At 59.5% G+C, this 14,828-nt stretch carries 12 protein-coding genes and 2 pseudogenes; 5 read left to right on the forward strand and 9 right to left on the reverse strand.

The genetic code is table 11. The features are described 5' to 3' along the window. Positions 1-134, forward strand: a pseudogene (locus tag VHO05_RS04490) (type I methionyl aminopeptidase); the annotation flags it as partial. Positions 135-273: 139 nt separating this feature from the next. On the opposite strand, the gene VHO05_RS04495 reads toward VHO05_RS04490, so the two are convergent. The 4 genes from VHO05_RS04495 to VHO05_RS04510 all read right to left on the reverse strand — a co-directional run bounded on the left by VHO05_RS04495 (position 274) and on the right by VHO05_RS04510 (position 5,114). Further along, on the reverse strand, positions 274-2,703 hold the full coding sequence (locus VHO05_RS04495; RefSeq protein ID WP_329645427.1) for an arylsulfatase: 2,430 nt from the start codon (positions 2,701-2,703) through the stop codon (positions 274-276). A gap of 21 nt (positions 2,704-2,724) precedes the next feature. Continuing rightward, positions 2,725-2,976 (reverse strand): hypothetical protein, encoded by a 252-nt coding sequence (locus VHO05_RS04500; RefSeq protein ID WP_329645428.1) that lies wholly within the window; start codon positions 2,974-2,976, stop codon positions 2,725-2,727. 80 nt (positions 2,977-3,056) lie between these two features. After that, positions 3,057-4,682, reverse strand: a complete 1,626-nt coding sequence (locus VHO05_RS04505) for an arylsulfatase (protein WP_329645429.1) — start codon at positions 4,680-4,682, stop codon at positions 3,057-3,059. A gap of 159 nt (positions 4,683-4,841) precedes the next feature. Beyond that, positions 4,842-5,114, reverse strand: a complete 273-nt coding sequence (locus tag VHO05_RS04510; RefSeq protein WP_329645430.1) for a hypothetical protein — start codon at positions 5,112-5,114, stop codon at positions 4,842-4,844. 786 nt (positions 5,115-5,900) lie between these two features. Between VHO05_RS04510 and VHO05_RS04515 the strand changes: the two genes are divergently transcribed. From VHO05_RS04515 to VHO05_RS04525, 3 genes are all read left to right on the forward strand, one after another. Continuing rightward, positions 5,901-6,851: a SphA family protein gene (locus VHO05_RS04515; protein ID WP_329645431.1), complete on the forward strand. Its 951-nt coding sequence runs from the start codon at positions 5,901-5,903 to the stop codon at positions 6,849-6,851. A gap of 60 nt (positions 6,852-6,911) precedes the next feature. Continuing rightward, positions 6,912-7,724, forward strand: coding sequence for a transporter (locus VHO05_RS04520; protein ID WP_414653685.1), 813 nt, complete (start codon positions 6,912-6,914; stop codon positions 7,722-7,724). Between the two features lie 133 nt (positions 7,725-7,857). Continuing rightward, a complete protein-coding gene (locus VHO05_RS04525; RefSeq protein WP_329645432.1) occupies positions 7,858-8,655 on the forward strand; it encodes a hypothetical protein in 798 nt (265 codons plus the stop codon). A gap of 581 nt (positions 8,656-9,236) precedes the next feature. On the opposite strand, the gene VHO05_RS04530 is transcribed toward VHO05_RS04525, so the two are convergent. From VHO05_RS04530 to VHO05_RS04550, 5 genes and pseudogenes are all read right to left on the reverse strand, one after another. Further along, positions 9,237-11,840, reverse strand: a complete 2,604-nt coding sequence (locus VHO05_RS04530; RefSeq protein ID WP_329645433.1) for a cation-transporting P-type ATPase — start codon at positions 11,838-11,840, stop codon at positions 9,237-9,239. A gap of 69 nt (positions 11,841-11,909) precedes the next feature. Continuing rightward, on the reverse strand, positions 11,910-12,410 hold the full coding sequence (locus VHO05_RS04535) for a c-type cytochrome (RefSeq protein WP_329645434.1): 501 nt from the start codon (positions 12,408-12,410) through the stop codon (positions 11,910-11,912). A 54-nt stretch (positions 12,411-12,464) separates the two neighbouring features. Next, on the reverse strand, positions 12,465-12,881 hold the full coding sequence (locus VHO05_RS04540) for a universal stress protein (protein ID WP_329645435.1): 417 nt from the start codon (positions 12,879-12,881) through the stop codon (positions 12,465-12,467). 636 nt (positions 12,882-13,517) lie between these two features. Next, positions 13,518-13,778, reverse strand: a pseudogene (locus VHO05_RS04545) (DUF3363 domain-containing protein); the annotation flags it as partial. Beyond that, positions 13,694-13,969, reverse strand: coding sequence for a hypothetical protein (locus VHO05_RS04550; RefSeq protein ID WP_329645436.1), 276 nt, complete (start codon positions 13,967-13,969; stop codon positions 13,694-13,696). The gene VHO05_RS04550 and the pseudogene VHO05_RS04545, both read right to left, overlap by 85 nt. A gap of 166 nt (positions 13,970-14,135) precedes the next feature. Here VHO05_RS04550 and VHO05_RS04555 point away from each other — a divergent pair, with 166 nt between their 5' ends. Next, entirely contained in the window at positions 14,136-14,747 is a 612-nt protein-coding gene (locus tag VHO05_RS04555) for a DUF938 domain-containing protein (protein WP_329645437.1), read from the forward strand. The last annotated feature ends 81 nt before the right edge of the window (positions 14,748-14,828 follow it).

Here is a 14,828-nt window from a genome sequence, read left to right on the forward strand (position 1 = left end):
AGTGGGCGGAAGATGGGGGCGAAAGTGGAGATTCGTGGACGCTCTTCAGTAGCCCCAGAGCGCCGACCGTGCAATACGAGCACACCGTCGTCGCGACGCGTAAAGGACCTCTCGTCGTGACCTTACCCGGGTAGCTCTCGCATCACGGCCGCTTCTGGCCCACAGCGAACGTAACCTTCTCCGCGAGTAGGGAGCACTACGCTGTTTGTCCGCTCATCCCAGATCGTTGGTCCTGATGTAACGAGCTGAACTGCAGCTACCTGCCATTCTGGACTACCGTTCGAAGCCACCCTCGCCGGAGCCGGGACCCACAGTTGCGCCGTTCTCCTTCAAGATGGGCTGCTCCTTCGCCAGCTCAAACTCTACGGAATTGATCTCTCCGGTGAACGCAAACGGAAGCTTCTCGCGGTAGGTCGGAACAGCTGGCGCGCCGAGGTCCATTCCGATGTCTAGCGTCTCAGTCGCTGAGAAGCGCACCCCGACGACATTGTCGATATTGCCCTTTGCTACTGACTTGCCGTTGACGCGAAGATCAGCGACGCCACCATTCGTTTCTACGAGTGGCTTGAAGGGCTGCTGCTGGTAGTCGACTTCGATCTCTACGTCTCCGGTGGGCAAGGGCTCACTAGAGCTCACGTCGTAGATCTCTTTTCCGAAAAAGTTGTAGCCGTAGTGGAGCCGTCCCTCCTTCATGTAGAGAGCATAGCCCCCCGATCCGCCGCCTTCTGCTACGATCACGCCCTCGGCTCCGCTATCAGGAACCGTCACCTTCGCTATGATCTTGTGGGAGCGTTGATAGATCGACGGCGCACTACCTTCGGGGACGCGCGTAACTCCCGCGGAATAGAGGAAGCGGGTCTTGCCCACAGTCAACGAAGGGCGATCCGCGCCGCTGGCACGTTCCGCAAATCGATCATCGAGCGGGAAGACTTCGAACTTCGCCGCCTCTTCGTCGAAGCGTTTCTGAAGCTCCGCTAGCTTGTCGGGGTGAGCGGCGGCAAGATCGTGTGCTTCCGCGAAGTCCGCGTCGATATTATAAAGCTCCCACTTGTTGTCCTTGAAGCCGACTGAGCCGGTCAGCTGCCACGGGACGCCATGGAAGGACGCCGCGACCCAGCCATCTTGATAGATTGCGCGGTGTCCGCCGGTCTCGAAATATTGCGCGGTCCGCATACCGGTGGCGCCGGCATTGTCGAAGCTGTACGACATGTCGACACCCGCGATGGTCATCTGTTCGATGCCGTCGACACGGTCAGGGGCCTTGATACCGACCGCCTGGTAAATCGTCGGCACGATGTCGACGACATGATGAAACTGGCTCCGCACCTCGCCATGGGCCTTGATGTGCGATGGCCACGAAACAACCATGCCATTGCGCGTGCCGCCAAAATGAGACGGGACGCGCTTCATCCATTGGAAGGGAGATGAGCCCGCCCAGGCCCAGCCGACCGGATAGTGGTTCTCGTGCAGAGGCCCGCCGATCTCATCCCGTTTTGGCAGCTGTGCCTCAACGCTGTCCGGTATTCCGTTCTGCGTCATAACGTTGTTAAGTGTGCCGGTGACGCTGCCTTCTGCGCTCGGACCGTTGTCGCCGGCAATATAAAAGATCAGCGTGTTGTCGGCGTTCGGTAGTTTTGCAATCGCTTCAAGCAAGCGTCCGACATGATAGTCGGTGTGCGCCAAGAAGCCAGCGAATGCTTCTTGATGGCGCGCATAAAGCTTTTTTGCGTCTGGAGAAAGGGAGTTCCAAGCCTCGATCTCCTTGGGGCGTGACGTGAGCTGCGCATCGGCTGGCACGACGCCGAGCTTCTTCTGGCGCTCGAACGTTTCTTGCCGCACCGCGTCCCAGCCTTGATCGAACTTGCCTTTGAACTTGTCGATCCATTCCTTGGGAGCATGCAGCGGTGCATGTACCGCGCCGGGAGCGAAGTAGACGAAGTAGGGCCTGTCCGGCGCTAGCGATTGCTGCCGATTGACCCACGTTATTGCATCGTCCACGAGGTCTTCGGTGAGATGGTATCCTTCTTCCGGGCGCCTGGAAGGCTCAACGGCGGTGGTATTCCGAAATAGCTGCGGTTCCCATTGGCTGGTCTCGCCGCCCTGGAAGCCATACCAGTATTGGAAACCCAGTCCCGTCGGCCAATGGTTGAATGGCCCGATGGGAGAAGTCTCCCAGTCCGGCGTGTTGTGCCACTTGCCAAACGCGGCGGTGCTGTAACCATTCTCGGTCAGCACGCGAGCAACGCTGGCGGTGCTGCGCGGCCAAACCGTGTTGTATCCGGGATAGCCGGTGGCGAGCTCGGTGATCGTCCCGAACGCGACCTGATGATGGTTGCGGCCAGTCAGCAATGCGGCCCGCGTCGGAGAGCAGATCGCGGTGGTGTGAAACCGGTTATAGCGCAACCCCTGGGCAGCTAGCTTGTCGAGAGCGGGAGTCGGAACCGGGCCGCCGAAGGTACCCGGTTGGCCAAAACCAAGATCGTCGAGCAGGACAACGACGATGTTTGGAGCACCCTTTGGAGGATGGATAGGCTGGGGAAAGTCCGGCCGCGAGTCCTCGAAGCTCTTGCCAATCGTGCCTTTGAAGGCGGGGTCCGGAACTGGCAGATTGGATGTGTTTGAAGTTTGCGCGATTGCGACCTGAAAGCTCGAAACCGCCAGACCTGCCGCTAGCGCGGCTGCGAAGTTGGCTCTTCCACCCATCACACGCTCCTTCAAAAGGAACTACATCGGAGGCGGAACATCGCGCGCATCAACGCACTGCTTGCCGTCCCAGTAGCGGTACATGCCGCAGCTGCGCGTAGCGTAGACGTTCTTGTCAGGCTGATAGCTCCACCCGTAGACTCTCGGTCCCGGCAGATAGTTTTTTGTATCCAACCAACGGCGGGGCGCGGGTTCGGTGTCTGCCGCGCGAACAGGCTCGCCAATCAAAGCGAGAAGCGACAAGGCCATCAATACATAGAGATACCTTTGCATGATCGTTTTCTCCCTAGAGCTTTGAGGAGCCGAGCGTTCCTCGCTGCGGCGAACTCGTTCTCATCGCAAACACTTCGCCATCATTTTCCTCCGGCCGGGGTGAGCGCCCGCATCATCTCGTCGATATTGAGGTCGAAGCTCGTCATGCGGGGCGGGTAGTCCTGCAGTGTTTTCACAAATCCGGTGATGCTGCCCGCCGCTAGGGGAAAGATAAAGGCTCGATCCTCAAGCCACTCGTTATAGCCACGGGAATCGATGAAACGCTCGAATGGATCTAGCTTCAGATTGATGACGTACGGGATCACCATGTTCTCCTGAACGCCGTTGAACCACTTGTCCTGCTTCTTGAAGAGGAACTTCCAGTCCCCCAGGCGAACGCCGTGCAGCGTCGTTTCGGTGAAGAAGAAAAACTCAGGTCGGCTGCTCGGACCCTTGCCGGTAATCAACGGAGTCTGGTCATAGCCGTCCAGATGGATTTTCTCGTAGGTGATGTCGCCAGCCTTGTAGCTATCGAGCAGCTTCTCCTTGACGTCAGGCTGTCCCAACTGGGCCATGATCGTCGGCAGCCAGTCTTCCATGCTTATCATTTCACCCGAGGTCGTCCCGGGAGCTATGACGCCGGGCCACTTGACCATCGCTGGTATGCGGAAGCCGCCCTCCCAGCCGCCCACGCCCTTTTCGCCGTGGAACGGAGTGTTGCCGCCATCGGGCCAGGTGTGGACATAGGCGCCATTGTCGGTCGCGAACATGATCATCGTGTTGTCGGCCACGCCGAGATCGTCGACCAGCTTCAGCAGTTCACCGACGACATCGTCCATCTCGGCCATGGCATCCGCGTAGAGACCGTAGCCGGTCTTGCCGTCGTATTTCTCCGAAAGGTTCGTGTGCAAGTGCGTCCGTGTCGTGTTGTGCCACACGAAGAAGGGCTTCTTGTTATTCACGGCATCGGTGATGAACCGCTTCGATTCTTTCAGGATTTCCCCTTCGAGGTTACGCTGGCGTTCCTTGCCGAACGGCCCGGTGTCCTCGATCTTCTGGGTACCGTTCGGCTGTGCCCAGGAGTGGATGACGCCGCGCTGCTTGAGCCCGAGTTTCTCCTGCATCGCAGGATCTTTCGGGTAGTCGTAGAGCTCGACATATTGGCCGGCGTTGAGGTGGTAGAGGATGCCGAAGAACTCGTCGAAGCCGTGCGCTGTGGGGAGGTGCTCATCCCTGTCGCCGAGATGGTTCTTGCCGAACTGTCCCGTGGCGTAGCCCAAGGGCTTGAGCAGTGTGGCGATCGTCGGATCCTTGGCGCTCAGGCCCTGCTCGGCGCCCGGCAGGCCGACTGTCGCAAGCCCGACACGGATGGGATACTGCCCAGTGATGAATGCAGCGCGCCCGGCGGTGCAGGACGCCTGGGCGTAGTGATCCATGAACAACATGCCTTCTTTGGCAATGCGGTCGATGTTGGGTGTAGCGCCGCCCATCATACCGCGGTGGTAGGCGCTGATGTTCCACATGCCGACATCGTCACCCCAGATAATGAGGATGTTCGGTCTATCGCCACCGGCGGACTTCCCTGCCGGCTTTGGCTCCTGCGCGGAAGCCGGGCTCGATCCAATCGCGGCGAGCGCAAATAACGAGCTGCCACTCAGGAGAATGCTTCTACGATCAAGATCAAATGCAGCTGAGGGAATTTCTCTCGCATCGACTGAATGAAGCATTGGATAATCCTCTTTCTCAAATTCTCCCGTCACGTTTTGTACTCGTGGCCAGCTCCCAATTCGCAGCACCAAACGGCGTACCCCCTACGCCCGGCTGCTGCTCTGATCCGCACGACCTTGCCGAGGCCCGCAAGACAACTCAGCAAGGCCTGTGAAGTGTTATTTGTCTTTTTGATCTGAATTCTTCTCTTCCTTAGCTTCGTCTTTCTTGTCGTTGTTCGCTTTGATGCCGCCCGTCACTGCGACTACGGCGGCTCCCGTTTTTGCGCTCACGCCGGGCAATATGGTGCCGACCGCGGCGCCAGTGGCAGCGCCCTTCACCAGGCCATGCTCTTTTTCATTGTCATCAGCACGCGCCGACGTTGTCACAGGCGAACTGAATGGCAGGATGACACTGAGGGTCAGAACGCAAGCAGTTTTGCTGATCTTCATGGCGTCTACTCCTTCGGTCTGCATGGTCTCCCCGAACGGCTTGTTTGCTCGATGCTACGAAGCAAAGGGTCTTTGTTGGACCTTCGATCGGCAGCGCAGGGTTTGCTATTCCCCCAACTTGCCGATCGCGCGTTTCTATCTGCACGGGCGCATTCGCAATTCGACTTATTCGGAAGACTGCCGTTGACTGTCGGCAGCATTAATCGCTGCGGACGCTTGCGCCGCATGTCGGGCTGCGGACTGGCTGCGCGTACTGGGCTGGAAGGCAGAAATCGATCGGTAGAGCCATAATGAGAGGCGGCGCCGCTTAGAGCTTCGCGCTCTTTTGGGGAAGCTGCTGGTATGAGCGAGAAGGAGAAATGCGGCCGATCGCGTACGGCATAGTAGCTGCGCACTGCGGCACCGAGGCCGATTTCAAAGACGGCTGCTTCTCGCATGCGGGCTCTCCGTAAGAGCCCCCCGAGCAACGATTAGCTCACTCTCGGATTTCTTGCTAGACGAAATTCCCATGCACAAGAGCGCCCTACGGCATTATTCCTACGTATTGGATCAAGGGGAAAAGTGAAGCATTGCGATGTTGCGCAATCTGCCGCTCGCACTCAGCGGCCTTGCGCTTGCATGGCGAATCGGGACGATGGAAATATCGATATCTACGAATATACGAGGATTTAGACGTATAGAAATTGTCAGCGTGAGTAACTTCTAGTTTTGAACTCATTGATATTTCTTGTGCTGCTCTTGAGCAATTGGCCGTTCTGGCCGGACTCATTTCGGGGGGCATATGCGATGCGAAAATCGCTCGCCATTTTGGGTGCTGGACTCATCGCCCATTGTGCGGTGCCAATCACGGCGAATGCAGCAGAAGGTGCGGCTGGGTTCTATCTGCTTGGCTCGAAGACAAGCATGGCAGGGGTCATTCCGCCGCCAGGCACCTACCTCTCGGACGTCAACTTTTACTATTCCGGCAGCACGGATGTGCAGCTGCAGTTCGCGGGATTGACAATCTCCGGCGGCGTCGACGCGGACGTGTATTACAATATTCCGACCGTCACGTGGGTAGCGCCTGGGAAGGTATTGGGCGGAAATATTGCCTTGAGCGCGATGGCTCCCATCGGCTGGAAGGACGTGGAAGCCGGCGTAGCAGCGAATGGCGCAGTATCTGTCAATCTCGCCGACGAGAATGCCGCCTTTGGCGATCCGGTTCTTGGAGCGGCCCTCGGATGGCACGAGGGAAAGTGGCACTACAATGTTGCGACATTGCTCAACGTGCCGATCGGATTCTGGGAAAAGGGTAATTTGGCGAACATCGGTTTCAATCGCTGGGGCTTCGATATCAGCGGTGCCGTGACCTACCTCGACACATCCACAGGGCTTGAAGTCTCCGCTGCCGCGGGCTTCACGTTCAACGGTGAGAACCCCGATACGAACTACAAAACGGGGACGGAATTTCACCTAGAGGGCGCGATTGTCCAAAGCGTCACTAAGAAAGTTGCCATTGGCGTCAATGGCTATTTCTACGACCAAGTCAGCGGCGACAGCGGAGATGGCGCGCGGTTAGGGCCGTTCAAAGGGCGGACGGCCGCGCTTGGCCCGGTCCTCAACTGGAATTTCGAGATCGGCAAAATTCCCGTCAGCACGACGCTGCGATACTTCCACGAATTCGACGTCAAGAACCGCCTCGAGGGGGACAGCGGATTTTTTACGCTGACCATGCCCCTCTCGATGCCTGGGCACTAGCTTCGATGCCGGTGCCGCTCGGCGACTAGGATTCGACCGTTATTTGGGGGGAATTCTACGATGAAGAACGCCTTTGGCATTGCAGGGATGGTGATGTCGGGTGCCTTGTTGCTCGGCGCGCCGACCGCGCGCGGCGATGATGCTCAAAACTTGTCCAAGGAACTCTCAAACCCTGTCTCGTCGCTGATCAGCGTGCCCTTCCAGTACAATTTTGACGACAACATCGGGCCGGTAAACGGCGGCCATAAGCATTACGTCAACATTCAACCCGTCGTGCCCGTGAAGCTCAACGCGGACTGGAACGTGGTCGTACGCACCATCATGCCGGTCGTTGCGCAAGACGAGATTTTTCCCGGGTCCGGTGATCAGTTTGGACTGAGCGACATCACGCAGAGCTTCTTCTTCACGCCGCGGAGCGCGCCGGGTGGCTTCGTATGGGGCTTGGGACCCGCGTTGCTTTACCCCGCGGGGACGGATGAGCTCTTGAGCACCGAAAAGTGGGCGGCCGGACCAACGATCGTTGTGCTCCAGCAAACAGGCTCGTGGACGGTCGGCTTCCTTTCAAATCACTTGTGGTCATTTGCCGGAGCTGACGATCGCGTTGATGTCAATTCGACGTTCCTTCAGCCCTTCGTTGCCTACACCACGAAGGATGCATGGACCATAACGCTCAACACAGAGTCGACTTACGACTGGACAGCTGAAGCGTGGTCGGTACCCATCAACTTCACGGCAACGAAGCTCATCAAGATTGGGGATCAGCCTGTCAGCCTCGGCGGCGGCGTTCGATATTGGGCCGAAACTCCAGATAGCGGCCCCGAAGGCTGGGGTGCTCGCGCCATTCTAACCTTCCTTTTTCCGACTGGCGGATGAAGTCGCAGACGCGACCTTGGTATCCGTCGTCCTGTTGTTTTCCATGCCGACGCGATCTCGGGCGGAAGCCTTGTCACGCAGTATATGCTTCTGGCGGCTGAACAGGCAGGTCCGCTAGTCACCGGTGGCACACATGGAATTCTTCGCTGAGATCGCCGATTGGAGCTTGCTCACTTTCGCTCTGGTCCTATTCGTGGTCGAAGTCGCCGGCTACGCGGCTGGCTACTGGCTTGGCCAGCGTTGGCGGATAAAGCGCGGCACGGAGGTCGAGAGTATCGGCCTGATGGCCAGCGGCATTCTGGGCCTCCTCACTTTCGTCCTGGCCCTCACGCTGTCTTATTCAAATGCCCGTTTCATGGAACGGCGCCACGCCGCCCTGGAGGAGGCAAACGCCATAGGAACAGCATGGCTCCGAGCGCATGCCCTCGATGATGTGCGTTCGCGAGAGATCGCCAAACTGCTTGAAGATTACACGCGACAGCGCCAGCTCTTTGTCCAGGGGCACCGGCGATCCACCGATCTTGAAGAAATCAACAACAGCACGTCACGTCTTCAGACTGAGATTTGGACACGGATGGCCGCTATCTCACACGAACGCACTGATCCAGTCGTTGTGGCACTGATGCAAGCACTCAATGAAACCTTCGATATGAGCACGGCACAACGATTTGCGTTTGAAGCCAGGTACCCACCACAAATGTTCTGGCTCCTGATCGGACTGGCCCTGATCTCAATTTCGGCGCTCGGCTATCAATTCGGTCTGAAGGGTCAGAAGACCTATGTTCTTGTTGGCACCTTGATCGCCGTTTGGACCGCCGTCATCGTCGTCATCCTTGACATTAGCGCTCCGAGAGTTGGCTCAATTCGAACCGGCGCCGCTGTCTATGATTGGACACTCGAAAACTTCAAGGGCGGCCCGCGAATTCCCTGATTGCGCGCATGCAATCTGCGCAGCACGGGCATCGTATGTCTTCGCGGAGGCCACGCGCGCGTCGGCTTTTGGCCCTGGGCAGACGGTGGTCAGACGTCCGCTACCGAAATCGAAGCGGACGCCAATCGGGGGCCAATTGTGGCTCACTGACCTGCAAGGCTCTGGTCTGCTTTCTCGGCAAAGCAGACGACTGAGCTAGCAGGCTACGCTAACGGTACAGCGAAACTGAAGTTCTCATCTTCATCCTCCCCGGCGCGCCATTCTTCATTTTCAGCATTGAATCGATTGGGAACTATTCCAGTTTTTCCCAAACCGCCAAACCGGTTTGGGACTTTGATCGTGCGTGGCGCACCGGTGAGGCGATCAATCGCCGCCCGTGCCAGCCGCTTCTGTTCAGCGCCGGATCAGCAACAGTCGATGCGGTAGTGGTAGGATGGTCTTCCACGGTCTGACTCCTTTGCTTGAGAGACAGAGCAGAATGCGCATGCGATGATCGGGCAGATGTCGCACTCGGGACTTCCGACAGGCCGAATGCGCGATCGCCACTTCGGGATCCGCCACCTGAAACGGTGTCCGAATTTCTATCGGCTGAGTCCGACCCTTATCTGCTTCTCGATCTCTATCAGTGCAAAGAACGCGGCACCGACGGCGACGATGAGGACGCCATCAGCAAGTGGTATGGGTTGTGTTCCAAGCATGCTCTGCAGCGGCGTAAGATACGTGACCGCAATTTGCGCGGCGGTGATGACGAGGACCACGGTCCAGACCACCTTTGTCCCGCGAACCCCACCCCAGGTTAGAGATGTGCCATGGATGTTCCGGATGAAGAAGAGGTGGAAGATTTCCAGGACCACAAGCGTGTTCATTGCCATGGTCTGCGCGAGCGCTAGCGAATGACCTTTATCAATCGCATAATTGAAGATGGAGAAGACTGCCGCTAGGAACAGCAGCGCCACCATCACGACGTGCCAGACCAGTTCCCCCGACAGGATTGGTGCGTTGCGGCGGCGAGGTGGGCGGGCCATGGTGCCCGCCTCGGTCGGCTCGAAGGCGAGCGCCATGCCCAATGTGATCGCGGTAATGAGATTGACCCAGAGGATCTGCACCGCTGTTACCGGCAAGGACAAGCCCGCCAGCAGCGCCAGCACCACCACCATCGACTCGCCTGCGCTGGTCGGCAGCGTCCAGCTAATCACCTTCTTGAGGTTGTCATAGACCGTGCGTCCCTCGCGCACGGCGGCCGCGATTGAGGCGAAGTTATCATCGGCAAGCACGAGATCGGCGGCCTCCTTGGCGGCCTCTGACCCTCTCAGCCCCATGGCGATACCTGCATCTGCGCGTTTAAGCGCAGGGGCATCGTTCACGCCATCGCCGGTCATCGCCACCGCTAAGCCCTCCGCCTGCAGGGCCGTTACAAGGCGCAGCTTGTGTTCGGGGCTGGTGCGAGCGAAGACGTCGACCGACGCGACTTCGAGTGCAAGCTGCGCGTCGTCGAGCTTGTCGAGATCGGCGCCGGTCAGCACCCGAACGGGTGTCGCAAACCCGATCTGTTCGGCGATGGCGACCGCCGTGCCCGCATGGTCACCGGTGATCATCTTCACTCTTATGCCCGCCGCGCGGCACTCGGCCACCGCCGCGACGGCCTCGGGCCGAGGCGGGTCGATCAGACCGACAAGACCGAGGAAGGTCATCCCCTCTGTCAGTGCGTGTTCGACAATGCGGTCGCCATCCTCGATCCGTTCGGCCAGCGCCAGCACCCGAAGGCCCCGCCGCGCCAACGCCTCAGCTCGGTCGTGCCAGTGGTCCGGATCGATGCCACCGCACATCTTTAGCACGCGCTCTGGTGCGCCTTTCACATAGGTAGCGCGGCCCATTGGCCCCTGGGTCAGCACGGCCATGAAGCGGTGGCGACTGTCAAAAGGAATGGAGTCAAGCCGCCGCGCCTGATGATCGCCACCCACCTTGCGCGCAAAGGCCAGAAGCGCTCCCTCCATCGGGTCGCCCTCAACCGTCCACTGTCTATCGCGGCAATGAAGAGCAGCGTCGTTGCACAGGGCTGCGGCACGGGCGAGGCGCGACAGGTCGCCTGCGGGCGTGATCGTTCCTTCGGGGGCATAGCCTCCGCCTGCGATCTCGAACGCTCCATCCGGCGTCTCGGCGGCGGCGACGAGCATTTCGTTTCGAGTCAGAGTTCCGGTTTTGTCGGTGCAGATCACCGAGACCGAGCCGATCGCCTCGATCGCAGGCAGGCGGCGGACGATGGCGTTGCGCCGGGCCATCGCCTGCACGCCGATTGCCAATGTGATCGTCATCACCGCTGGGAGACCTTCCGGAATCGCCGCCACGGTGACCCCGACAACGACCATGAACAGAACCGAGAAATCGTGATGCCCGACGAAGTAGCCGTAAACGAGCAGCAGGGCCGCCACGAGCAGTATGAAGAACGAAAGCCAACGCGCGAAATGATCCATCTGCGCGACCAGCGGCGTGGTGAGTTGCTCCACTCCGGCCAGTAGACCGCCGATCCGTCCGATCTCGGTGGCATGGCCGGTCGCCACGACCAACCCGCGCGCGGTCCCTTGCGTGACGAGTGTACCCGACCACAGCATCGACCGCCGGTCCGCCAGGGCAGCATCGGCTGCAACTGAATCCACGGCCTTTTCCACCGGAACCGACTCCCCGGTCAGGATCGCCTCTTGCGCGGCCAGCCCCCTCGCCTCGAAGACCCTCAGATCCGCAGGCACCTTGTCGCCCGCTTCCAGAAGCACGATGTCTCCAGGCACAAGATCGGCACCGTCAGCGGTCACACGCCTGCCATCGCGCAACACGGCGGCGCGAGGGGCAAGCATGCGGCGGATCGCGGCCATCGCCGCTTCGGCTTTGCCTTCCTGCAGAAAGCCGATCATCGCGTTAGCCAGGACCACGGCCAGGATCACACCGGTATCAACCCAGTGCTGAAGGGCCGCCGTCACCGTGGCAGCTCCCAAAAGCACGTAGATGAGGACGTTGTGAAACTGCGCGAGAAACCGCAGCAGTGGGCGACGCGCCCGATACTGCGCCAACTCATTTCGCCCGTGTGCCTCAAGGCGTCGAGCAGCCTCTGTGGCCGTCAGGCCTTCGGATCGAGCGTCGAGAGCCAGGAAACACGCTTCGACGGGCAGAGCATGGGCTTCGGCTAATTGCATCCGTAACGGTATTTTTTAGCTACTCGGCACGATGGTCAGAGATTAGGTTGCAGTCAGCGAATGAAAGGCTCATTCCGACTTGCCCTGAATGCTATCGAGATAGTGGGTAAGCTCAAGGATGCGCAGGTGGGCGCGGTGGTAGCCGGGCTCGAAATCCTCGCGCCTCATCCGCTCCGCGTACTTCGGCATATGCATGGTGTCGTGGCCCTCGACGGGAACGTCGCCAGCAATAATGTCGAAAGTGCGCCGGAACGGAAACACGCCGCCATTCCGCTCGGACATTGTCGTGAGGTCAGCAGGCTTCTTGAATAGCTTTCCGCCGAGATCGCCCCCACCTCTTGCGTCCGCGCCATGACAAGCTGCGCAACTCTCCTTGAAGTCCTCGGCACCTTCCTCGACGACCTTGGTCCATGTGGTGGAGCCTGCAGCCGCGATGCGGTTAAGGCTTGCGAGGAGTGCTAGCGCGACCAAGAGAATAGCCGCTATTTTCAGTATCCAGTGCGAGGATTGCATGCCGCGATGGACGCCGCCCCGAACGATAACGGCGGATTGGGGTTTGCGGATCGGCATCGCCTTCCTCCTTTCAACTCGGTTTTTGAGCGGACTGAATGCCATGAGTGCGGTTTAGCGCGCGATGGTCACCGAACACGGCGCGCGGTTTGCGACGTCGCCGGAAACCGACCCGAGCACGAGGCGCATTACAGCGCCCTTGCCGCCCGAGCCGATGACGATATGGTCAAACCCCTGCGCTTCGGCCGTATGAGAGATGGTACGCGCCACGTCGTAGCTTTCGGTCACAATGGTCGCGACCTCTTTGGCACCTGCGGATCTAGCTTCCTGCTCCGCATCGGCGAGGAGCCGTTCCAGTGCGGCAGGGGTCCAGAGCATCGCGGCGGCGTCTTTGCGGGTATAACCGCCGATACGCTCGTTCACGGCGAGCAACGTAAGGCTCGCGCTCATCGCGCTGGCAAAGGCCCCAGCTATGTGAGCGGCCTTCTTACTGTGTTCGCTATCGTCAACGGCACAAAGGATCTTCTTCATCGTGGCTCAGTCTCCGTGGCTCTCGCAGCTCGCCTCTAGCTTCCAGAAACAATATTAGGATGATGCCATGGAGTGCAGTTGAGCCAAGTCAAAGGTTGCCCATCGGGGCGCCCCACATTTCTACTGTCAGCACTTCAGCAGTTTTGCCTAAGGGATGAAATGCAACGTCACACTGGGAGACATGTGCTCCAGGCAAGACGCAAGGCCTACTTCAAGATCGGTCTCACTCAACTGATTTAATCCCTTTGTCTCGGATGCCTTCAGAACGAAGAGCATCCGGCAGCTCTTTACGCATCTCGTGTCTGCCCCGCTTTCAGGACGCGGAGAATCCGTGATGGAAGGCGACGTTGCCGGATGCCTGGGAGCCGTCGAGAGACTGTTTCATGAAGTACTCAGGAGACGTTCGACGTCTCCCCGCGAGCCGTAAGTCGCTAACAATATACGCATTTGCGATTTCCCTATTCCTATGGTTCAGGTTTAGGGCAGCGCTCATACGCTGGGAGGGTGGGCTTGCCGCAAGTCCCCCTTGGCGATACACGCAAATAGTGGAAGAGAGCGCTGCTCTCTACTTCCCCTCTATGTCGCAGTTGAAACCTTCGCGTTTCGGGGGGCTACGGCACGCGCGATAGGTATGGGTTACACCCCAAGTACTCTTTGCCGCGCCAACTGCCACGACATCGATCCGCCATGAATGACGCCGCTGACCGCTCGCCCGAGCTGACGGTCGATAACAGGGCGCCACGGGACCATCGTGAATTCGTGGCTCTGCTCGACCAGGGCGAATTTGCCACTCGATAGCTGGACGGTCCCGGTTAACCTTCCGGCGACTGTCTCGCCATCAGCGGCAGCTCGGAACGGCAGCCCCTTGCTCGCGGCCAACTCGCCGCCGACACGGGCAGGTCGAGGAATCGTTCATCGGCTTCCTCGGCTATGGCGCGGCCGATGTGGGTTAAACGGTCCTGATCGATTTCGGCCGAGAGCTTGCGGCTCTGCTCGATCTCGATGACGGGACCAAGCTCTAGCGTGGTCAGCTCGCTTGCCCCGTTGTTGGGACATTCCGGTGAAACGTGATGGCAGGTTCGTCCCAAAAGCCGACTTCCGCCCCGCCGTGGTCGGCGCCCCCGTGCGCTCGCCGACTAGGTCCGCTGATAGGTGCAATGCTGCCGTCAGAGGTCAACCTTCCATCTGATTCTGATCGTCGCCGCGCTCACCCTCAAGTATATAGTGAACTCTATCGCGCGGAGGTGTTAGCAGATGGGCAATGATGCACGCCAATACGCGCCATCGGCGGCACGTAATCGCGATCCGATATGGGAGGTCCTGCGACCTCATCTGCCAGCGCGCGGGCTCGTGCTGGAGGTGGCGAGCGGCTCGGGCGAGCACACGGTGCATTTCGCGCGGGCAAGCGACTCCGAACTCGTCTACCAGCCGAGTGACCCCGATCCCCTGGCGCGCGCCAGCATTGATGCTTGGGCAGCGGCCTCAGGGCTGGCGAATATCCGGCCGTCCATTGCGCTCGATGCTGCCGCTGACGTCTGGCCGATCGAGTGCGTCGATGTCGTGGTCTGCATCAATATGATCCACATATCGCCGTGGTCGTCCGCTGTGGGGCTGATGCGCGGCGCGGGGCGCGTGCTGCCAGCGGGCGGCCTGCTTTTTCTTTATGGTCCTTACCGGCGCGAGGGGCGGCACATGACCCCGAGCAACGAGGCGTTCGATCAGGATTTGCGTCGGCGCAACCCTGAGTGGGGCGTGCGCAATCTCGAAGGCGTTGCCGATCTCGCTGGCCAAGCAGGCTTTGGTCCGCCCGCTATCGCACAGATGCCGGCCAACAACCTTTCGATTCTCTTCCGCCGGACAGAGTGATGCAAATGTCAATGTCGCGTCGGCTGGCGAACGCTCTTGGTCCAGCACCCACGTCCGCCGCCTGAGGTATTGCCGTCATTG

The organism is Hyphomicrobium sp., assembly GCF_036262015.1.
Taxonomy (GTDB): domain Bacteria; phylum Pseudomonadota; class Alphaproteobacteria; order Rhizobiales; family Hyphomicrobiaceae; genus Hyphomicrobium_C.